General features: G+C 61.8%; 18 protein-coding genes. 11 read left to right on the top strand and 7 right to left on the bottom strand.

All coding sequences use genetic code 11. The annotated features are described in order from the left end of the window. Window positions 1-30 precede the first annotated feature (30 nt). Both WBR57_RS09705 and WBR57_RS09700 read left to right on the top strand, forming a co-directional pair. A complete protein-coding gene (locus WBR57_RS09705) occupies window positions 31-807 on the top strand; it encodes a class II glutamine amidotransferase (protein ID WP_122542814.1) in 777 nt (258 codons plus the stop codon). Window positions 808-818: 11 nt separating this feature from the next. Beyond that, window positions 819-1361, top strand: a complete 543-nt coding sequence (locus tag WBR57_RS09700; RefSeq protein WP_424083636.1) for a DUF2937 family protein — start codon at window positions 819-821, stop codon at window positions 1359-1361. A 42-nt stretch (window positions 1362-1403) separates the two neighbouring features. Here WBR57_RS09700 and WBR57_RS09695 read toward each other — a convergent pair whose 3' ends face one another. Next, entirely contained in the window at window positions 1404-2318 is a 915-nt protein-coding gene (locus WBR57_RS09695) for a LysR family transcriptional regulator (RefSeq protein ID WP_424083635.1), read from the bottom strand. 174 nt (window positions 2319-2492) lie between these two features. On the opposite strand from WBR57_RS09695, the gene WBR57_RS09690 reads away from it, so the two are divergent. The 3 genes from WBR57_RS09690 to WBR57_RS09680 are packed head-to-tail and all read left to right on the top strand — an operon-like array spanning window position 2493 to window position 4845. Next, window positions 2493-3233, top strand: a complete 741-nt coding sequence (locus tag WBR57_RS09690) for a 5-oxoprolinase subunit PxpA (protein WP_424083634.1) — start codon at window positions 2493-2495, stop codon at window positions 3231-3233. Further along, window positions 3230-3934, top strand: a complete 705-nt coding sequence (locus WBR57_RS09685) for a 5-oxoprolinase subunit B family protein (protein WP_424083633.1) — start codon at window positions 3230-3232, stop codon at window positions 3932-3934. Before WBR57_RS09690 ends, WBR57_RS09685 begins: the two co-directional genes overlap by 4 nt. After that, on the top strand, window positions 3931-4845 hold the full coding sequence (locus tag WBR57_RS09680) for a biotin-dependent carboxyltransferase family protein (RefSeq protein WP_424083632.1): 915 nt from the start codon (window positions 3931-3933) through the stop codon (window positions 4843-4845). The genes WBR57_RS09685 and WBR57_RS09680 overlap by 4 nt, the downstream gene beginning before the upstream one ends. A 59-nt stretch (window positions 4846-4904) precedes the next feature. Here the strand turns inward: WBR57_RS09680 and WBR57_RS09675 are convergent, their stop codons facing one another. The 3 genes from WBR57_RS09675 to WBR57_RS09665 form a co-directional block, all read right to left on the bottom strand. Next, window positions 4905-6083 carry a vWA domain-containing protein gene (locus WBR57_RS09675; protein WP_424083631.1) on the bottom strand — a complete coding sequence of 393 codons (1179 nt, stop codon included), beginning with the start codon at window positions 6081-6083 and terminating at the stop codon, window positions 4905-4907. Continuing rightward, window positions 6083-6928, bottom strand: coding sequence for an AAA family ATPase (locus tag WBR57_RS09670; RefSeq protein ID WP_003210690.1), 846 nt, complete (start codon window positions 6926-6928; stop codon window positions 6083-6085). The genes WBR57_RS09675 and WBR57_RS09670 overlap by 1 nt, the downstream gene beginning before the upstream one ends. 105 nt (window positions 6929-7033) lie before the next feature. Then, the gene (locus WBR57_RS09665) at window positions 7034-8110 is read right to left on the bottom strand and encodes a DUF748 domain-containing protein (protein WP_424083630.1); all 1077 of its coding nucleotides are present in this window, start codon (window positions 8108-8110) and stop codon (window positions 7034-7036) included. A 124-nt stretch (window positions 8111-8234) separates the two neighbouring features. On the opposite strand from WBR57_RS09665, the gene cysK reads away from it, so the two are divergent. Together cysK and WBR57_RS09655 are read left to right on the top strand one after the other, a co-directional pair. Then, a complete protein-coding gene (cysK, locus tag WBR57_RS09660) occupies window positions 8235-9209 on the top strand; it encodes a cysteine synthase A (RefSeq protein ID WP_424083629.1) in 975 nt (324 codons plus the stop codon). Window positions 9210-9336: 127 nt separating this feature from the next. Further along, window positions 9337-10275 carry an aspartyl/asparaginyl beta-hydroxylase domain-containing protein gene (locus WBR57_RS09655; RefSeq protein ID WP_424083628.1) on the top strand — a complete coding sequence of 313 codons (939 nt, stop codon included), beginning with the start codon at window positions 9337-9339 and terminating at the stop codon, window positions 10273-10275. A gap of 65 nt (window positions 10276-10340) precedes the next feature. On the opposite strand, the gene acnA is transcribed toward WBR57_RS09655, so the two are convergent. Continuing rightward, window positions 10341-13082 carry an aconitate hydratase AcnA gene (gene acnA / locus WBR57_RS09650; RefSeq protein WP_424083627.1) on the bottom strand — a complete coding sequence of 914 codons (2742 nt, stop codon included), beginning with the start codon at window positions 13080-13082 and terminating at the stop codon, window positions 10341-10343. Window positions 13083-13272: 190 nt separating this feature from the next. Here acnA and rlmM point away from each other — a divergent pair, with 190 nt between their 5' ends. Both rlmM and tusA read left to right on the top strand, forming a co-directional pair. Beyond that, entirely contained in the window at window positions 13273-14349 is a 1077-nt protein-coding gene (gene rlmM / locus WBR57_RS09645) for a 23S rRNA (cytidine(2498)-2'-O)-methyltransferase RlmM (protein ID WP_034126637.1), read from the top strand. Window positions 14350-14475: 126 nt separating this feature from the next. Further along, entirely contained in the window at window positions 14476-14727 is a 252-nt protein-coding gene (tusA, locus tag WBR57_RS09640; RefSeq protein ID WP_424083626.1) for a sulfurtransferase TusA, read from the top strand. Here tusA and WBR57_RS09635 read toward each other — a convergent pair. Beyond that, the gene (locus WBR57_RS09635; protein WP_424083625.1) at window positions 14724-16118 is read right to left on the bottom strand and encodes an MATE family efflux transporter; all 1395 of its coding nucleotides are present in this window, start codon (window positions 16116-16118) and stop codon (window positions 14724-14726) included. The genes tusA and WBR57_RS09635 overlap by 4 nt on opposite strands. Window positions 16119-16258: 140 nt before the next feature. Here WBR57_RS09635 and pdxB point away from each other — a divergent pair, with 140 nt between their 5' ends. Beyond that, a complete protein-coding gene (gene pdxB / locus WBR57_RS09630; RefSeq protein WP_424083624.1) occupies window positions 16259-17401 on the top strand; it encodes a 4-phosphoerythronate dehydrogenase PdxB in 1143 nt (380 codons plus the stop codon). A gap of 53 nt (window positions 17402-17454) precedes the next feature. On the opposite strand, the gene WBR57_RS09625 is transcribed toward pdxB, so the two are convergent. Continuing rightward, window positions 17455-17628 (bottom strand): PA1571 family protein, encoded by a 174-nt coding sequence (locus WBR57_RS09625; protein WP_424083623.1) that lies wholly within the window; start codon window positions 17626-17628, stop codon window positions 17455-17457. Window positions 17629-17874: 246 nt separating this feature from the next. On the opposite strand from WBR57_RS09625, the gene WBR57_RS09620 reads away from it, so the two are divergent. Further along, window positions 17875-19650 (top strand): ABC transporter transmembrane domain-containing protein, encoded by a 1776-nt coding sequence (locus WBR57_RS09620; RefSeq protein WP_424083622.1) that lies wholly within the window; start codon window positions 17875-17877, stop codon window positions 19648-19650. Window positions 19651-19784: the final 134 nt, after the last annotated feature.

The raw sequence follows: 19784 nt of genomic DNA, 5'->3' as shown, positions 1-19784 counted from the left end.
CGTTGTCTGCCCTGCAGCGAGAGCCCTGGCATGTGTGAATTATTGGGCATGAGCGCCAACGTCCCCACCGATATCGTGTTCAGCTTCACCGGGCTGATGCAGCGCGGTGGGCGTACCGGCCCGCACCGCGACGGTTGGGGCATTGCTTTCTATGAAGGCCGCGGCCTGCGTCTGTTCCAGGACCCGGCTGCGAGCAGCGAGTCGGAAGTCGCGCTGCTGGTGCAGCGGTATCCGATCAAGAGTGAAGTGGTGATCGGGCATATCCGTCAGGCCAATGTGGGCAAGGTCAGCCTGGCCAACACCCACCCCTTCGTGCGCGAACTGTGGGGCCGCAACTGGTGTTTTGCGCACAACGGCCAGCTGGCGGACTTCAACCCCCGCGCCACGTTCTACCGCCCGGTGGGCGATACCGACAGCGAAGCGGCGTTCTGTGACCTGCTCAACCGCGTGCGCGAAGCCTTCCCCGAGCCGGTGGACATCGAGCAGATGCTGCCGGACCTGATCGCCGCCTGCGCCGAGTACCGCAGCAAAGGGGTGTTCAACTGCCTGCTCAGCGACGGCGACTGGCTGTTTTGCTACTGTTCGACCAAGTTGGCGCAGATTACCCGGCGTGCGCCGTTTGGCCCGGCGCGCTTGAAAGATGTCGACGTGATCGTCGACTTTCAGGCCGAAACCACGCCCAATGATGTGGTGACGGTGATCGCCACCGAACCCTTGACCGACAATGAAAACTGGACCCGTTACGAACCGGGCCAATGGAGCCTGTGGCGACGCGGTGAATGCGTCAGCCAGGGCGTTACCGAGTAAGGATATCGACCATGTTGCTCAGCTATCTGCGGTTGGTGCTGTTTGCCATTGGCTTGTTGGTCGGCGTGCAAGTGCCGGGCTTCATCAACGACTACGCCAAGCGCGTCGAGGCCCACCTGATCGAGGCGCAGACCGGCCTCAGCGGGTTTGAAAGCACCGCACGGCAGTTCTTCAACGGCGATTTGAAGGCACTGGTCGCGCATTACCGCGCCAGTGATGACCCGGTGTTCCAGAGCGATGCCAACAGCCTGGGCGCAATGCTTGACCGCCAGGTGGCGCTGGACAAGCAATTCCAGGCGATGCAAGGTCCGTGGTACATCCGCGCCCTGCAAGTGGCGGTGGCCGCCGACCCGGATATCCGCCGGGAAACCTGGAATGGCTACAGCTACCAGATCCTGCTGACCCCTGAAGCCATGGGCTGGGGCCTGGGCGGGGCGATGCTGCTGTCGTTTGGCCTGGAATGCCTGTTTCGCCTGATCGACTGGGTGGTATTGGGCGGCAAGCGCCTGCGCCAGAGCCGGCCGATTGAAGAGCGCGACCTCAAAGGCCTCTAAAGGTGGGAGGGGGCTTGCCCCCTTCCAGATTAATCCGGTTTTTCAGTTGCTCAGCACCATGTGCTCTTCGCCGACTTCTTCGGCATACCTGGCCACCACCTTCTGACACAACCCCACAATCTCCTCCACCAACTCCACCCCCACGCGCCACGACACCACCACTTGTAAATTCGGCAGCTTCTGTGCCATCGGCAGCATCACCAGCTCCCCACGGGCTAATTCTTCACTGACCAACACCGGCGGCAGTGCGCCAATACCAAAGCCATCGCGCAGCAAGCGTGTGATCGCCGACACCGAGTTCACACAGTTCATGCGCGGCGCGGCCACGCCGTTGGCTTGCATCAGGCTGAGCACGTCCTGGTGCGGGTGGGAGTTTTTCGAGTAGGTGATGATACGTTCCTGGGCCAGTTCGGCCAGGGAGGCGTAGTCGCGGTTGTAGATCGACTGGCTGGCGACGATCCAGGCCATGGGGTGGCTGGCCAGCTCCAGGCTGCGCACGGTTTCGAGGCGCAGCAGGTCGGTTTGCAGGATCAGGTCGAGAAAACCTTTTTGCAGCTGATCGCTGAGGTTCAATGCGGTATCGGCGACCAACTCGATTTCTACCAGCGGGAAATGGTCCATCAGTTCCGCCACCAACGGGCTGAGCCAGGTGTGGATCACCGTGTCCATGGCACCGATGCGGATCCGCCCGACCTTGCTGCTGGTGGTCTCCAGGGACTGCTTCAGGCCCTGCATGGTGACCATCATCTGCTCGGCGTAATCGAGTACCTTCAGGCCTTCCGGGGTCAGGCTCACGCCCCGGGAGTCGCGTAGAAACAGCTTCACCCCCAGTTCGCTTTCGAGCACGGCAATGCGGCTGGAGATCGAAGCCTGGGTGGTGAACAGCTTCTCGGCGGTCAAGCGAAAGCTTTTGAGCTTGGCCACCCAGACGAAGGTTTCGAGGAACTTCAAATTCATGGGATCAACTTTTTCTTATGCATGGATCGGTTTTTATTAGTTGGACGCCGCGCCGGGCAAGCGCCAAAAATCGAGCCATTCCACGATAAGCGTCGTTGGGGTGTCAGGACAAGTTGCGAGTTCTGCGTAAAAAATCCCACACTACAAAAAAACAAAGCCTACAGGAGCGCCACCGTGAGCCGTCTGCTATTGAATTGCGATATTGGCGAAAGCTTTGGCAACTGGACCATGGGTCTGGATGCCGAGGTCATGCCGTTCATTGATTGCGCCAACGTGGCGTGCGGCTTCCACGCCGGCGACCCGGGCATCATGCGCAAGACCGTCAGCCTGGCGCTCAAGCACGGCGTGCAAGTGGGCGCGCACCCGGCCTACCAGGACCTGCAAGGCTTCGGCCGCCGCTCCATGGCCTACACGCCCGAGGAAATCCAGGACCTGTTGCATTACCAAATCGGCGCCCTCGACGGCATCTGCCGGGCGCAAGGCGCGCGGGTCAGCTACGTCAAACCCCACGGCGCGATGTACAACGACATGATGGCCAACCCCGCGCAACTGCGCGCGGTGATCCAGGCCGTGGCCGCCTATGGCGAGCTGCCGCTGATGCTGCTGGCCACCCGCGATAACAGCGCGGCGCAGGCGCTGGGCGCTGAATACGGGGTAACCCTGTGGTTCGAAGCCTTCGCCGATCGTGCTTATGACCCTAAAGGCCACCTGGTTTCGCGCCAGCTGCCGCGCGCTGTGCACCATGATTCCGAGACCATTGTGCAGCAAGCCCTGACCCTTTCCCGTGGCGACGCCTTGACCGCCAGCGACGGCAGCGCCCTGGTGTTGCAGGCCAACACCCTGTGCGTGCATGGCGATAATGCCAGTTCGGTGGCGGCAGTGAAGCGCATCCGCGAGGCGTTGAAGCCAGCATGAAGCCACGCATTGAAGTGGTGGCCATCGACTGTCTGATGGTGCGTCTTTTTGACGTGATCGCTGAAGCCAATATGCCGTGGATGTTGGCCGCCACCCAGGAGTTGCGCAGCGGTTTCGGCGCAGCATTGGTGGACCTGGTGCCGTCCTATACCACATTGATGGTGCATTACGACGTTAACGCACTGAGCCCGGCCCAGGCTCGCGAACTGATCGACCAGGCGTTGACCGACCTGCAACCCCAGGCCCAGGGCAGCGGCCAGTGCCATGTGCTGCCGGTATGGTATGACCTGAGTGTCGGCCCCGAGCTGACGTTGCTCAGCCAGCGCAGCGGCCTGTCGATAGCCGACGTGATCCGCCGCCACAGCGCCCACGAATATCAGGTGTTCGCCCTCGGCTTCGCGCCCGGCTTCGCCTTTATGGGGCTGGTGGACGAAATCCTCGCCACGCCGCGCCTCAACACGCCGCGTAAACGCGTGGCGGCCGGCAGCGTCGGTATTGCCGAACGGCAAACCGCCGCCTACCCGGTGGTGTCCCCGGGTGGCTGGAACCTGATCGGCCGCACCCCGGCCAAGCTGTTTGATCGTGAGCGCGACGGCTACAGTTTGATGCAACCGGGCGACACGGTGCGTTTTGAACCGGTCGAGCACGCCGAATTCATCAAGTTGGGTGGCGATGACACGCCGTTGGAGGCGCAGGCATGAGCCGCTTAGTGATCGAGGCCAGCACGCCGCTGTGCCTGTTGCAGGACGCCGGGCGTTTCGGCGTGCGCCACCTGGGCGTGACCCAGGGCGGCGCGCTGGATTGGGTGTCGATGTCCTGGGCCAATTGGCTGCTGGGCAATGCACTGGACGCGCCCGTGGTGGAAATCACCCTGGGCGGGTTTACCGTGCACGCCGAGGATTACTGCCTGCTGGCCCTGGCCGGGGCGGACCTGGGCGCATACATCGACGAGCGCGCCATCAGCCCCGGCCGCAGTTTTATCCTGCAAAAGGGCCAGCGTTTGCGTTTCACCCAGCCGTTCAATGGCGCGCGGGCTTACCTGGCGGCGCCGGGCGGGTTTGATGCGCCGGATGTGCTGGGCAGTTGTGCCACGGTGGTGCGCGAGGAATTGGGCGGGCTCGACGGTTTTGGCAAGGCCTTGGCCGAAGGCGGGCGGTTGGCGTATTCCGGTACGGGCGGTGCGATGAAGGTGTTGAGTCACGCGGATTTGCAATCCGCGGCACCACTGGACGTGATTCTCGGCGCACAGATCGGCCAGTTCAGCGGGCAAAGCCTGTTCGATGCGTTCAACACCGAATGGGCCCTCGACAGCCGCGCCGACCGCATGGGCATGCGCCTGCTGGGTACGCCGTTGCAGTATCAGGGCCCGTCGCTGATCTCCGAAGGGATTCCGCTGGGGGCGATCCAGGTACCGCCGGATGGGCAACCGATTGTGTTGCTCAATGATCGGCAGACCATTGGTGGTTATCCGCGATTGGGCGCGCTGACGCCGTTGTCGCTGGCGCGGCTGGCGCAGTGCTTGCCGGGCGAAACAGTGCGCCTGACGCCGGTGGTGCAAGAAACGGCGCATCGCCAGCACATTGAGTATTTGCGGCGCTTTACAGAAAGCTAAAGAGCGCTGCAGTCCAAAATGTGGGAGCGAGCAAGCCCGCTCCCACATTGGATCTCCAGTTACTTGGAGAGAAAGCGCATCCCTTCTTCCAGCCCGCGCAGTGTCAGTGGATACATCTGATCTTCGATCAACTCCCGCACAATCCCCGTCGACGCCGTATACCCCCAAGTGTCTTTCGGATACGGGTTAATCCAGATCAGCTTCTTGTACTTGGCCATGAAGCGCTGCATCCACACATAGCCCGGCTCTTCGTTCCAGTGCTCGACGCTGCCGCCGGCCTGGGTGATTTCATACGGCGCCATCGACGCATCGCCGATAAAAATCACTTTGTAGTCGGCGCCGTACTTGTGCAGCAGGTCCTGGGTGGCCGTGCGTTCCGAGGTGCGGCGCTGGTTGTTCTTCCACACCGACTCGTAGACAAAGTTGTGGAAGTAAAAATACTCCAGGTGCTTGAACTCGGTCTTGCACGCGGAGAACAGCTCTTCGCAGATCTTCACGTGCGCGTCCATCGAGCCGCCAATGTCGAACAGCAACAGCAGCTTGATGGTGTTACGCCGTTCCGGGCGCATCTGGATATTCAGCAACCCGGCATCGCGCGCGGTGTGGTCGATGGTGCCGTCGATGTCCAGCTCTTCGGCCGCACCCTGGCGGGCGAACTTGCGCAGGCGGCGTAGGGCGATCTTGATGTTGCGCGTGCCCAGTTCGACCTGATCGTCGAGGTTCTTGTACTCGCGCTGGTCCCAGACCTTCACGGCCTTGCCCTGGCGCTTGCCGGCATCGCCGACGCGAATGCCTTCCGGGTTGTAGCCGCCGGAGCCGAACGGGCTGGTGCCGCCGGTGCCGATCCATTTGTTACCGCCGGCGTGGCGTTCCTTCTGTTCTTCCAGGCGTTTCTTGAATTCTTCGATCAGCTTGTCCAGCCCGCCGAGGGACTGGATCTGCGCGCGTTCTTCCTCGCTCAGCGAACGCTCGAATTCCTTGCGCAGCCACTCTTCGGGGATCAACGCCTGCAAATGGTCGTCGAGCTTTTCCAGGCCGTTGAAATAGGCGCCGAAGGCCCGGTCGAACTTGTCGAAATGCCGTTCGTCCTTGACCAGGATCGCGCGGGCCAAGTAGTAAAACTCGTCCATGTCGGCGAACGTCACGCGCTGTTTCAACGCGTTGATCAGGTCCAGCAGCTCACGCACCGACACCGGCACCTTGGCTGCGCGCATTTCATTGAACAGGTTGAGCAACATTAGCGATTACCGCGACGGCTCATGAATGCCAGGCGTTCGAGCAGCTGAACGTCTTGCTCATTCTTGACCAAGGCACCGGCCAGCGGCGGGATGGCCTTGGTTGGGTCGCGTTCGCGCAGCACGGCTTCGCCGATGTTGTCGGCCATCAGCAGTTTCAGCCAGTCGACCAACTCGGAGGTGGAAGGCTTTTTCTTCAGGCCCGGCACTTTGCGCACGTCGAAAAACACGTCCAGCGCCTCGCTGACCAGGTCTTTCTTGATGTCGGGGTAGTGCACGTCGACGATTTTTTGCAGGGTGGTGCGGTCGGGGAAGGCGATGTAATGGAAGAAGCAGCGGCGCAGGAACGCGTCCGGCAGCTCCTTTTCGTTATTGGAAGTGATGATGATGATCGGGCGTTTCTTGGCCTTGATGGTCTCGTCGATTTCGTAGACGTAGAACTCCATCTTGTCGAGTTCTTGCAGCAGGTCGTTGGGGAATTCGATGTCGGCCTTGTCGATTTCATCGATCAGCAGAATCACCCGCTCCTCGGACTCGAACGCCTCCCAGAGCTTGCCCTTCTTCAGGTAATTGCGCACGTCGTGGACCTTGTCGACGCCCAGCTGCGAGTCGCGCAGGCGGCTGACCGCATCGTACTCGTACAGGCCTTGATGGGCCTTGGTGGTGGACTTGATGTGCCAGGTGATCAGCTTGGCGCCGAAGGACTCGGCCAGTTGCTCGGCGAGCATGGTCTTGCCGGTGCCGGGCTCGCCCTTGACCAGCAATGGCCGCTCCAGGGTGATGGCGGCGTTGACGGCCAGTTTCAGGTCATCGGTAGCCACATAGGCCTGGGTGCCTTCGAACTTCATCAGTCATTCCTCGAATTCATCAATGCCGGGACTATACCGCGCAGCCCCGGCGACTGTGAACGCAGACGGGTTATTCAGTCTCTGAATGGCCGGTCACGCCGCGGTTTAATCCGTTGAGGGCTTGGGCTGTTCATAGCGCGCATTGAATGCCTGGATAAAGCCGTTACGCAGAATCGCGATAACGGCCGAAAACGCGCTGACATTCTGCTGATGCACGCTGCCACTGAGCTCCACACGGGTGGCAAACTGGTTTTTATGCTGGTTTTTCAACACCGTCTCACTGGCGCCGACCACGGCTTCCCAGATCGAGCGGAAGATATTCTTGTCCTTGTTTTCCACGTCCTGTTTCCAGTCGAACACTTCTACGTCGCGCAAAAGCGGCTTGATGTAACCCGTCAGTTGGCCTTTTTCCGCCTGGGCTTCGATCACCACATCGCCGGTGCCGGCCTTGAAGTCGAACTTGCCGTAGGCCGAGGCGAAATCGTTCATGCGTTTGAGCTGCAAGTCGCGGGCGCGGAAACGGAATTCGAATTCCTCGAAATCGCTCAACGGATCAAATGTTGCCGTGGCTTCCAGGGGGGCCTGGCCCTGCAGCAGCGCCTTACCTTCGAAGCGTGCGTCGCGCTTGCCTTTGACATCCACGACGTTGGTCAAATTATAGAAACTCGCATTCACGCCCGTGGCGTTGATGTTTACCTGAGGCGTGGAGTTGAAGTTGCGGAAGGCGATCTTGCCGTCTTCGATGCGCACTTCGTTGAGTGTGATCGGCAGCAGTTTGCGCAGTTGTTCCTGCCAGTCCGTGCCTTTACCGGTCTGGGACGCTTGTTTATTGGCACCGCCGTCGACGAAATTGATTTCCGGTTTTACAAAGTGCCCCTCGGCAACCACGGCATGGTCGTACCACAACGAGTGCCAGCTCACGGCAAACTCGATCAGCGGTGCCTTGACGAACGGCACTGGCACCTTGCCGTCGACCTTGACGATTTGCAGGCCGTTGATCCGGTACGCGCCGCGCCATAGCGCCAGGTCAACGTCCGCGATTTCGCCACGGTAGTCGCCCATGTTGGCAAGTTTGTCATTCAGGTAGTTGCGCACCATATAGGGCAGCGCAATGCTCAAGGCAACCAGGACCACCACCAGCCCGGCGACGGTCCATAGTGGCCAACTGTAGCGACGTTTCATGGTGCAGTTCTCCGTGCAATAAGGCGGTTGACTGTTTCAAGGGCGCCAACGTTCCTCTGACTGGACGCTTTGCAGCACGAGGCATACCCTTGTGGCCTTCCTGAAATTGCCAATAGGACCCGTCATGAGCCGCATTTTTGCAGACAACGCGCACTCCATCGGTAACACGCCGCTGGTGCAGATCAACCGCATCGCACCGCGCGGCGTGACCATCCTGGCCAAGATCGAAGGGCGTAACCCGGGTTACTCGGTGAAGTGCCGCATTGGCGCCAACATGATCTGGGACGCCGAAAGCAGCGGCAAACTCAAGCCGGGCATGACCATTGTCGAGCCGACTTCCGGCAACACCGGCATCGGCCTGGCATTTGTCGCCGCCGCCCGTGGCTACAAGCTGCTGCTGACCATGCCGGCGTCGATGAGTATTGAACGCCGCAAGGTGCTCAAGGCCCTCGGCGCCGAACTGGTATTGACCGAGCCGGCCAAGGGCATGAAAGGCGCCATCGATAAAGCCGGCGAAATCGTCGCCGGCGACCCGGCCACCTACTTTATGCCGGCCCAGTTCGAAAACCCGGCCAACCCGGCGATCCACGAGAAAACCACCGGCCCGGAAATCTGGAACGACACCGATGGCGCCGTGGACGTATTGGTCGCCGGTGTGGGCACCGGCGGCACCATCACCGGTGTGTCGCGCTACATCAAGAACATCCAGGGCAAGCCGATTCTGTCGGTGGCGGTGGAGCCGATCGTCTCGCCGGTGATTACCCAGGCGCTGGCCGGGGAGGAAATCAAGCCCAGCCCGCACAAGATCCAGGGCATCGGCGCCGGTTTTGTGCCGAAAAACCTCGACCTGTCGATGGTTGATCGCGTGGAGCTGGTGACGGATGACGAATCCAAGGCCATGGCCCTGCGGCTGATGCAGGAAGAGGGGATTCTGTGCGGGATTTCCTGCGGGGCCGCCATGGCCGTGGCTGTGCGCCTGGCCGAGAAGCCGGAAATGCAGGGCAAGACCATCGTGGTGATCCTGCCGGACTCCGGTGAGCGTTACCTGTCGAGCATGCTGTTCAGCGATTTGTTTACCGAGCAAGAAAACCAGGCTTGATTTAGGTCAGCCGGTCGGCCTGGGCCTTCTGCATAATGCTCCAAATGTTTATCATGGCCGGCTGCTACGTCTGGTTTCCCATTGACGGGAGGCTGTTGGCCAGGCGCTTATTTCCAGGAGTTGCTGCATGACCTTTTCTTTGGCCGCCAAACTGTCGGTGTTGCTGTTGTTTATCGGCAGCACGTTGTATGTGCACCTTCGCGGCAAGGCGCGTTTGCCGATGTTGCGCCAGTTCGTCAACCATTCGGCGCTGTTCGCCCCGTATAACGCCCTGATGTACCTGTTTTCGGCGGTGCCGTCCAAGCCGTACCTGGACCGCAGCAAGTTCCCGGAACTGGACGTGCTCAAGGACAACTGGGAGGTGATCCGCGAAGAGGCCATGCACCTGTTCGACGAGGGTTACATCCGCGCCGCCGAAAAGAACAACGACGCCGGTTTCGGTTCGTTTTTCAAGAAGGGCTGGAAGCGCTTCTACCTCAAGTGGTACGACAAACCCCTGCCATCGGCCGAGGCGCTGTGCCCGAAAACCGTGGCGCTGGTGAGCAGCATCCCCAACGTCAAGGGCGCGATGTTCGCGCTGTTGCCGGGCGGCAGCCACCTCAACCCGCACCGCGACCCGTTTGCCGGTTCGCTGCGCTATCACCTGGGCCTGTCCACGCCGAACTCCGACGACTGCCGCATCTTTGTCGACGGCCAGGTCTACGCCTGGCGCGACGGTGAAGACGTGATGTTCGACGAAACCTACGTGCACTGGGTCAAGAACGAAACTGACCAGACCCGCGTGATCTTGTTCTGCGACATCGAACGCCCGCTGAGCAATCGCATCATGACCCGCGTCAACCGTTGGGTCAGCCAGCAGCTGGGCCGCGCTACGGCGCCGCAGAACCTCGACGACGAACGCGTGGGCGGCATCAACCAGGCCTATGCCTGGAGCAAGACCTTCAGCGACAAGTTCAGCGGCCAGGTCAAACAGTGGAAGCGCAAGCATCCCAAGGCCTACCGCATTGCACGGCCGGTGCTGGCGGTGGTGGTGTTGGTGCTGTTGTGGAAGTGGTTGTTCGGCTGAGCGCAAACGCGGTCAAAAATGTGGGAGGGGGCAAGCCCCCTCCCACATTGGTTTTGCAGCGTTGTTTATGAGGCGATCAACTGGCGAAGCACATAGTGCAGAATCCCGCCCGACTTGAAGTATTCCACTTCATTCAGCGTGTCGATCCGGCACAGCACCTCGACCTTCTCCGTACTGCCATCCTCCCGGGTGATCACCAGCGTCAGGTTCATGCGCGGTACGATCTCGACGTCGGTCAGCCCGAGGATGTCGATCTTCTCCTTGCCGGTCAGCTTGAGCGCCTTGCGGTTCTGATCCAGCTTGAACTGCAAGGGCAGCACGCCCATGCCCACCAGGTTCGAGCGGTGGATTCGCTCGAAGCTCTCGGCGATCACCGCCTTGACCCCCAGCAAGTTGGTGCCCTTGGCCGCCCAGTCGCGGCTGGAGCCGGTGCCATATTCCTGCCCGGCGATCACCACCAGTGGCGTGCCCGAGGCCTGGTATTTCATCGCCGCGTCGTAGATCGGCATTTTCTCGCCGGTGGGGATGTAGAGCGTATTGCCGCCTTCTTCACCGCCGAGCATTTCGTTGCGGATGCGGATATTGGCGAAGGTGCCGCGCATCATCACTTCATGGTTGCCGCGGCGTGAGCCGTAGGAGTTGAAGTCACGCGGCTCCACGCCTTGCTCGCGCAAATAGCGGCCGGCGGGGCTGTCGGTCTTGATGTTGCCGGCAGGGGAGATGTGGTCGGTGGTCACCGAGTCGCCCAGCAGGGCCAGCACGTTGGCGCCCTTGACGTCCTTGATCACCGGTAACGGGCCGGCAATGTCGTCGAAAAACGGCGGGTGCTGGATGTAGGTGGAGTCTTCCTGCCAGACATAGGTCGCGGCCTGCGGCACCTCAATGGCTTGCCACTGCTCGTCGCCAGCAAACACTTCGGCGTATTCCTTATGGAACATGCCGGTGCTGACTTGCGCCACGGCATCGGCAATTTCCTGGCTGCTCGGCCAGATGTCCTTGAGGTACACCGGATTCCCCGCCTGGTCGTTACCCAGCGGCTCGCTGCTGATATCGATACGCACCGTGCCCGCCAATGCATAAGCCACCACCAGCGGCGGCGAAGCCAGCCAGTTGGTTTTCACCAGCGGGTGCACGCGGCCTTCGAAGTTGCGGTTGCCGGACAGCACCGAAGCGACGGCCAGGTCAGCTTTCTGGATGGCTTTTTCGATTGGCTCAGGCAGGGGGCCCGAGTTGCCGATGCAGGTGGTGCAGCCATAGCCGACCAGGTCGAAGCCGAGCTTGTCCAAATACTGCGTGAGGCCCGCCGCCTTGTAATAGTCGGTGACCACTTTGGAGCCGGGCGCCAGCGAGGTTTTCACCCAGGGCTTGCTGGTCAGGCCTTTTTCCACGGCTTTTTTCGCCACCAGGCCGGCCGCCATCATCACGCTGGGGTTGGAGGTGTTGGTGCACGAGGTGATCGCGGCGATCACCACCGCGCCGTTTTTCAGGCGATAGGTGTGGCCGTCGTATTCATAGTCGGTTTCGCCCACCAGGTCGGCGTTGCCCACCGCCACGCCGCCACCGCCTTCACTTTCCAGGCGGCCTTCTTCCTTGTTGGTCGGTTTGAATTGCAGGTCGAGAAAGTCACTGAAGGCCTGGCCGACATTCGGCAGCGATACGCGGTCCTGCGGGCGTTTCGGTCCGGCCAGGCTGGCTTCGACGCTGCCCATGTCCAGCGCCAGGCTGTCGGTGAACACCGGTTCCTGGCCGGCGTTGCGCCACAGGCCCTGGGCCTTGGTGTAAGCCTCGACCAGCTTCACGGTTTCTGCCGGGCGGCCGGACAGGCGCAGATAGTCCAGCGTCACTTCGTCCACCGGGAAAAAACCGCAGGTGGCGCCGTATTCCGGGGCCATGTTGGCGATGGTCGCGCGGTCCGCCAGGGGCAGATCGGCCAGGCCGTCGCCGTAGAACTCGACGAATTTGCCCACCACGCCTTTTTTACGCAGCATCTGGGTGACCGTCAGCACCAGGTCGGTGGCGGTAATACCTTCTTTCAATTTGCCGGTCAGCTTGAAGCCGATCACTTCCGGGATCAGCATCGACACCGGCTGGCCGAGCATCGCCGCTTCGGCTTCGATCCCGCCCACACCCCAGCCGAGTACGCCAAGGCCGTTGATCATGGTGGTGTGGGAGTCGGTGCCGACCAAGGTGTCGGGGAACGCATAGGTGCGGCCGTCTTCGTCCTTGGTCCACACGGTGCGGCCGAGGTATTCGAGGTTGACCTGGTGGCAGATGCCGGTGCCCGGTGGCACCACGCTGAAGTTGTCGAAGGCACTTTGGCCCCAGCGCAGGAAGGCGTAGCGTTCGCCGTTGCGCTGCATTTCGATATCCACGTTCTGCTCGAAGGCGCTGGTGGTGCCGAACTTGTCGACCATCACTGAGTGGTCGATGACCAGGTCGACGGGGGAGAGCGGGTTGATGCGCTGCGGGTCGCCCCCGGCCTTGGCCACGGCGGCGCGCATGGCGGCCAGGTCGACCACGGCGGGCACCCCGGTAAAGTCTTGCATCAAGACGCGGGCCGGGCGGTACTGGATCTCACGGTCGGACTGGCGCTCTTTGAGCCAGGCGGCGATGGCCTTGAGGTCGGTGCCGGTGACGGTCTTGTTGTCTTCCCAGCGCAGCAGGTTTTCCAGCAGCACTTTCAGGGACATCGGCAGTTTATCCAGGTCGCCCAGGCTCTTGGCGGCCTCGGGCAAGCTGAAGTAATGGTAGGTTTTGTCGTCGATCTGCAGGGTTTTAAGGGTTCTCAGGCTATCAAGGGATGACATTACATGACTCCTTATGGTCCGCACGGCTACGGACCTGACGGGACGAACAGAGCTTTCAAACTAGCCCTGTTTTCAGTAGCTGGCTAATTACTGGACTCTATGGACAGAACCAAGGTTCCGAACTCGGCTATCATGCGCGCGTTTTCATGACAGGCCTTGCGCTACGGCAAGCCAGTTGCCAGGAGATTCAATGAACACCCTTTTTATGCACTGCCGCCCGGGTTTTGAAGGCGAAGTCTGTTCCGAGATCGCGGAACACGCCGCGCGCCTGAACGTTTCCGGCTACGCCAAAGCCAAGACCGGCAGCGCCTGCGCCGAATTTGTCTGCACCGAAGAAGACGGCGCCCAGCGCCTGATGCACGGCCAACGCTTTGCCGAGCTGATCTTCCCAAGGCAGTGGGCGCGCGGGGTGTTTATCGACCTGCCGGAAACCGATCGCATCAGCGTGATCCTCGCCCACCTGCGTGAATTCCCGGTGTGCGGCAGCCTTTGGCTGGAGATGGTCGACACCAACGACGGCAAGGAACTGTCGAATTTCTGCAAGAAATTCGAAGTGCACCTGCGCAAAGCCTTGCTCAACGCCGGCAAACTGGTGGATGACCCGAGCAAGCCGCGCCTGCTGCTGACCTTCAAGAGTGGCCGCGAAGTGTTCATGGGCCTGGCTGAGTCGAACAACTCGGCGATGTGGCCGATGGGCATTCCGCGCCTGAAATTCCCGCGTGACGCGCCAAGCCGTTCGACCCTCAAGCTGGAAGAGGCCTGGCACCACTTTATCCCCCGCGACCAGTGGGACGAGCGCCTGCACGGTGACATGACCGGTGTCGACCTCGGCGCAGCCCCCGGCGGCTGGACCTGGCAACTGGTCAACCGGGGCATGCTGGTGACCGCCATCGACAACGGCCCCATGGCCGAAAGCCTGATGGACACCGGCCTGGTGCAGCACCTGATGGCCGACGGCTTCACCTTCGTGCCCAAGCAGCCGGTGGACTGGATGGTGTGTGACATCGTCGAAAAACCGGCGCGCAACGCTGCGTTGCTGGAAACCTGGATCGGCGAAGGGCATTGCCGCGAGGCGGTGGTCAACCTGAAATTGCCGATGAAGCAGCGTTACGCCGAGGTGAAACGCCTGCTGGAGCGCATCGAGGACGGTTTCAAGGCGCGCGGCATTCGCGTGGAAATCGGCTGCAAGCAGCTGTACCACGACCGCGAAGAAGTGACCTGCCATTTGCGCCGGTTGGTGGATGTGAAGAAATCTAAAGGCCGCTGAGATCAAGTGTGGGAGCGGGCTTGCCCGCGAAAGCGGTATAACAGTCGAAATTTACGTTGAATGTGCCCGCGTCTTCGCGAGCAAGCCCGCTCCCACAGGAGAGCGGCTGTGTTTCAGGAGTGAAGTATGAATCAGCCAGTAGAACTGCCCGTCGACGGCACCCTCGACGCCACCGGCCTCAACTGCCCGGAGCCAGTGATGATGCTGCACCAGCACATCCGTGACCTGCCGCCGGGCGGCTTGCTCAAGGTGATCGCGACCGACCCGTCGACGCGCCGCGATATCCCCAAGTTCTGCGTGTTTCTCGACCACGAACTGGTGGATCAGCAGGAGCAGGCCGGTACGTACCTGTACTGGATCCGTAAAAAGGCCGATTAACCCCGCGCCTTGTCCAGGCGAATGCGCCGGCGTGCACTGCGCGCCAGGCGCACCAGCAACATCCCCGCGGCACAGCTCAGGCCCACGATCAGCCCTTGCCATAGACCGCTCGGGCCGCTGGGTTCGCCGAGCCAGTCCGTCAGCCCCAGCGCGTAACCCACCGGCAGCCCCACGCCCCAATAGGCAAACCAGGTCAGCACCATGGTCACGCGCGTGTCCTGGTAACCACGCAAAGCACCGGCGGCCGTGACCTGGATCGAGTCACTGAACTGGAACAGCGCCGAAAACACGATCAGCGTCGACGCCAGGTGGATGACGATCGGGTCCGGGGTGTAGATGGTTGCGATCTGCTCGCGAAACAACAGCATCAGGCTGCAGGACAGGCAGGCATACGCCAGCGCGGTGCCCATGCCGACTCCGGCGGCGAAACGCGCCTCACGTGCTTCACCGCGCCCCAGCGCCTGGCCGACACGCACGGTGACCGCCATGCTCAGGGAGTAAGGAATCATGAACACCAGGGAGCTGACGTTCAGTGCGATCTGATGGCCGGACACCACGGTGGCGCCGAGGCTGCCGATCAGCAGGGCGATCACTGCAAAAATGCTCGATTCGGCAAAGATCGCGATGCCGATGGGCAGGCCGATCCCCAGTACCCGTTTGATCACCGCCCATTGCGGCCAGTCGAAACGCTTGAACAGCTCACTGCTCTGGTACACCGGCGCCCAACGCGTCCAGCCGGCCAGGCCGAGCATCATCACCCACATCGCAATCGCCGTGGCCCAGCCACAGCCCACGCCGCCCATCGCCGGTACGCCCAAGTGGCCATAGATGAAGATGTAGTTCAGCGGAATATTCAGCGCCAGCCCGCACAGGCCCATGACCATGCTCGGCCGCGTGCGGCCCAGGCCATCGCTGAAACAGCGCAACACGTAATACAACGCGATGGCGGGCATGCCGGCGGCGATGCCGTGCAGATAGCCCATGGACGGTTTGATCAGGTCAGCCTCGACCTTCATCGCCTGCAGGATCGGTTCGGCGCAGAGCAGCAACAGCGCCGCAGTGATCCCGACCACCACCGCCAGCCACAGGGACTGGCGCACCAGCGGGCCGATCTCGCTGAACTGCCCGGCGCCGTAGCGCTGGGCGACTTTCGGTGTGGTCGCCAGCAGGGTGCCGGTCATCAGCAGGTACACCGGAATCCAGATCGAATTGCCCAGGCCCACCGCCGCCAGGTCCTGGGGGCTGACGCGCCCGGCCATCACCGCGTCGACAAAGCTCATCGCGGTGGTTGCCAGTTGGCCGATCATGATCGGCAGGGCGAGGGTCAGCAGGCCGCGCACTTCGCGGCTGATGCGCGCGGGGCGGGTGAGGGTGGCGGTGGCAGTGTTCACGTACGGGTGTCCAATCAAGAGAAGCGCAAGGACGGCGGATTCTACGCCTTGACGCATCGGTCAGGAAAAAACCTGTGTTAGCGATTTGTAAGCGGCGGCCGTGATGCCTGTACACTGCGGGTCCGCGAAAGGAGCCTGCCATGTTGATTGTTGCCGACGAAAATATCCCGCTGCTCGATGCATTCTTCCAAGGGTTTGGCGAGATCCGCCGGGTGCCGGGCCGCGCCATTGACCGCGCGACGGTCGAACAGGCAGATGTGCTGCTGGTGCGCTCGGTGACCAACGTCAACCGCGCTTTGCTGGAAGGGACCAAGGTGCGTTTTGTCGGCACGTGCACCATCGGCACGGACCACCTGGACCTCGATTACTTCAAGCAGGCCGGCATCCAGTGGTCCAGCGCCCCCGGCTGCAACGCGCGTGGCGTGGTGGATTACGTGTTGGGCAGCCTGCAGACCCTGGCCGAAATCGAAGGCGTTGACCTTAATCAGCGTACCTATGGTGTGGTGGGCGCCGGTGAAGTCGGTGGGCGGCTGGTCAAGGTGCTCAAGGGCCTGGGCTGGAATGTGCTGGTGTGCGACCCGCCGCGCCAGATCGCCGAAGACGGTGATTACGTGAGCCTCGCGCAGATCATCGAGCAATGCGACGTGATCAGCCTGCACACGCCGCTGACCAAATCCGGCAACGGCTCCACCTGGCACCTGTTCGACCGCCAGCGCCTTGAGCAGCTCAAGCCCGGCACCTGGCTGATCAACGCCAGCCGTGGCCCGGTGGTCGACAACGCCGCCCTGCGCGAGGTGTTGCTGGATCGCGAAGACCTGCAAGCGGTGCTGGACGTATGGGAAGGCGAGCCGCAGGTGGATGTCGACCTGGCCGACCTGTGCGTGCTGGCTACGCCGCATATCGCCGGTTACAGCCTGGATGGCCGCCAGCGCGGCACCGCGCAGATTTACCAGGCGCTTTGCACCTACCTGGGCCAGGAAGCGGCGATTCAACTGAGCGACTTGCTGCCGGCGCCGTGGCTGGCCGAGGTGCATTTGAATGCCGCCACCGACCCGGCCTGGGCGCTGGCGACCTTGTGCCGTAGCGTGTACGACCCGCGCCGTGATGATGCGGATTTCCGTCGCAGCCTCGTAGGCAGCGTGGAAGACCAGCGCAGGGCGTTCGACCTGTTGCGCAAGGGCTACCCGGCGCGGCGCGAGATTGACAGCTTGAAGGTGCGCATCGACGGAGAGTCGCCGGTGTTGTCGAAGATTGTCTCGGCCTTGGGCGCCCAAGCGCTTTAACCGGCATAAAAAAACCCGGCCAATCAGGCCGGGTCTGAAAGAGCGTGGGCGCTTCAGCCTTGCTGCGCAGGCTTGACCAGTCGCTGTTCCAGCTCGTGGCACGCTTGCTGGATCATCTCTTCGGTAATCTGCACTTCGCGGCCTTGGGCGTCGATGACGGAACAAGGCAAGTATTGCGGTTGGCGGATAACTTCAATTTTGGCATCGCTGCTCGTTTGCAAGGTCATGGCCTGTCTCCTCATCAGGTTGTGTACCTACTTTGAACCCCCCGCGTGACTGCGCTGTTACAACTCCTGGCACATTCATCGGTTCGAATACTCAGTCGATCAGAAACCGCTATGAATTTCCAGCCGGGCATTAGACCGATAGCCTCTAGGGGCCAGCATCGGCGGGCATAATTAACCTGACTCATTGTTATTCAGCCAAGTTCCCCCAATGTTATGGCTGTAGATACTTATCCCCCTGCGCAGGTGATGCCCTCCATGCTCTCAGCCCGTCAACGCCGTGCGATTCGCCTGGCCAGCCGCTTTATTGCGCCCTACCGCTGGGAGGCACTCGGTGCCCTGCTGGCATTGATCGTCACCGCCGGCATCACCTTGTCCATGGGGCAGGGCATCCGCCTGCTGGTAGACCAAGGCTTCATGACCCAGTCACCGCACCTGCTCAACCAGTCGATCGGTCTGTTCATGGTCCTGGTACTGGGCCTGGCGGTGGGCACGTTTGCGCGGTTTTACCTGGTGTCGTGGATCGGCGAACGGGTGGTTGCGGACATTCGCCGGCAGGTGTTCAACCACTTGATCTACCTGCATCCCGGTTTCTACGAGAACAACCGCAGCTCGGAAATCCAGTCGCGGCTGACCACCGACACCACCTTGCTGCAATCGGTGATCGGCTCGTCGCTGTCGCTGTTCCTGCGCAATGCCTTGATGGTCATCGGCGGCATCGTGCTGCTGTTTATCACCAACCCCAAGCTCACCAGCATCGTGGTGATTGCGTTGCCGCTGGTGCTGGCGCCGATCCTGATTTTCGGTCGCCGCGTGCGCAGCCTGTCGCGCTTGAGCCAGGACCGCATCGCCGATGTCGGCAGTTATGTGTCCGAAACCCTTGGCCAGATCAAGACCGTGCAGGCCTACAACCATCAGCTTCAGGACGAGCAACGTTTTGCGGTGACTGTGGAAGACGCCTTTACCACCGCGCGCAAACGCATCGTGCAACGCGCCTGGCTGATTACCCTGGTGATCATGCTGGTGCTCGGTGCTGTGGGCGTGATGCTCTGGGTCGGCGGCATGGACGTGATCGGCGGGCGCATTTCCGGGGGCGAGCTGGCGGCGTTCGTGTTCTACAGCCTGATCGTCGGCAGCGCCGTCGGCACCCTCAGCGAAGTGCTCGGCGAGCTGCAACGCGCCGCCGGTGCCGCCGAGCGAATCGGCGAATTGCTGCAATCAAGCAACGAAATCCAGGCGCCCGTCGATGGCACCGTGCGGTTGCCGGAGCGGGTCAGCGGGCGCATGGAGCTGCAGGAGCTGCGCTTTTCCTACCCCTCACGGCCGGACAGCTACGCCATCGACGGCTTGAGCCTGACCATCAACCCCGGTGAAACCCTGGCATTGGTCGGCCCTTCCGGGGCGGGCAAGTCGACAATCTTCGACCTGCTGCTGCGCTTCTACGACCCACAGCAAGGCCGCATCCTGCTCGAGGGCCACGCGCTGACCGAACTCGACCCGCTGGACCTGCGCCGTCACTTCGCCCTGGTTTCCCAGAGCCCGGCGCTGTTTTTCGGCAGCGTCGAAGAGAACATTCGCTACGGCAACCCGTCAGCCACCCGCGAGCAAGTAGAAGCCGCCGCGCGCATTGCCCATGCCCACGACTTCATCCTGCAAATGCCCGACGGCTACCAGACCCACCTCGGCGACGGCGGCATGGGCCTCTCGGGCGGCCAACGCCAACGCCTGGCCATTGCCCGCGCGTTGCTGGTGGACGCACCGATCCTGCTGCTGGACGAAGCCACCAGCGCCCTCGACGCCCAGAGTGAACACCTGATTCAGCAGGCGCTGCCGCAACTCATGCAGGGCCGCACCACCCTGGTGATTGCGCACCGCTTGGCCACGGTGAAGAACGCCGACCGGATTGCAGTGATGGACCAGGGCAAGTTGGTGGCGGTGGGCACGCATCAGCAGTTGATCGCCAGCAATCCGTTGTATGCGCGGTTGGCGGCGTTGCAGTTCAGCGATGGCGTGGAGGTCGAGTAGGTCGCTTGCTTCTTGTGGCGAGCAGGCTTGCCCTGCGTTGGGCTGCGTAGCAGCCCCTGCAATCTTTCAGTTGTACCGGCGGTGGCTGGATTGGGAGCGCTTCGCACTCCAACGCAGGGCAAGCCTGCTCGCCA

Origin of the sequence: Pseudomonas sp. (genome assembly GCF_049590575.1) — a bacterium.
GTDB lineage: Bacteria > Pseudomonadota > Gammaproteobacteria > Pseudomonadales > Pseudomonadaceae > Aquipseudomonas.
The sequence above is the reverse complement of the archived record's forward strand: the minus strand, read 5'-3'. Positions and strand labels throughout refer to the sequence as shown.

What these genes read in the sequence shown, in the direction of transcription:
- acnA (WP_424083627.1), bottom strand. Translation starts at nt 13,082, where the DNA reads ATGTCATCCCTTGATAGCCTGAGAACCCTTAAAACCCTGCAGATCGAC.
- rlmM (WP_034126637.1), top strand. Translation starts at nt 13,273, where the DNA reads ATGAACACCCTTTTTATGCACTGCCGCCCGGGTTTTGAAGGCGAAGTC.
- cysK (WP_424083629.1), top strand. Translation starts at nt 8,235, where the DNA reads ATGAGCCGCATTTTTGCAGACAACGCGCACTCCATCGGTAACACGCCG.
- pdxB (WP_424083624.1), top strand. Translation starts at nt 16,259, where the DNA reads ATGTTGATTGTTGCCGACGAAAATATCCCGCTGCTCGATGCATTCTTC.
- WBR57_RS09705 (WP_122542814.1), top strand. Translation starts at nt 31, where the DNA reads ATGTGTGAATTATTGGGCATGAGCGCCAACGTCCCCACCGATATCGTG.
- WBR57_RS09665 (WP_424083630.1), bottom strand. Translation starts at nt 8,110, where the DNA reads ATGAAACGTCGCTACAGTTGGCCACTATGGACCGTCGCCGGGCTGGTG.
- WBR57_RS09670 (WP_003210690.1), bottom strand. Translation starts at nt 6,928, where the DNA reads ATGAAGTTCGAAGGCACCCAGGCCTATGTGGCTACCGATGACCTGAAA.
- WBR57_RS09685 (WP_424083633.1), top strand. Translation starts at nt 3,230, where the DNA reads ATGAAGCCACGCATTGAAGTGGTGGCCATCGACTGTCTGATGGTGCGT.
- WBR57_RS09625 (WP_424083623.1), bottom strand. Translation starts at nt 17,628, where the DNA reads ATGACCTTGCAAACGAGCAGCGATGCCAAAATTGAAGTTATCCGCCAA.
- WBR57_RS09695 (WP_424083635.1), bottom strand. Translation starts at nt 2,318, where the DNA reads ATGAATTTGAAGTTCCTCGAAACCTTCGTCTGGGTGGCCAAGCTCAAA.
- WBR57_RS09700 (WP_424083636.1), top strand. Translation starts at nt 819, where the DNA reads ATGTTGCTCAGCTATCTGCGGTTGGTGCTGTTTGCCATTGGCTTGTTG.
- tusA (WP_424083626.1), top strand. Translation starts at nt 14,476, where the DNA reads ATGAATCAGCCAGTAGAACTGCCCGTCGACGGCACCCTCGACGCCACC.
- WBR57_RS09680 (WP_424083632.1), top strand. Translation starts at nt 3,931, where the DNA reads ATGAGCCGCTTAGTGATCGAGGCCAGCACGCCGCTGTGCCTGTTGCAG.
- WBR57_RS09675 (WP_424083631.1), bottom strand. Translation starts at nt 6,083, where the DNA reads ATGTTGCTCAACCTGTTCAATGAAATGCGCGCAGCCAAGGTGCCGGTG.
- WBR57_RS09620 (WP_424083622.1), top strand. Translation starts at nt 17,875, where the DNA reads ATGCCCTCCATGCTCTCAGCCCGTCAACGCCGTGCGATTCGCCTGGCC.
- WBR57_RS09655 (WP_424083628.1), top strand. Translation starts at nt 9,337, where the DNA reads ATGACCTTTTCTTTGGCCGCCAAACTGTCGGTGTTGCTGTTGTTTATC.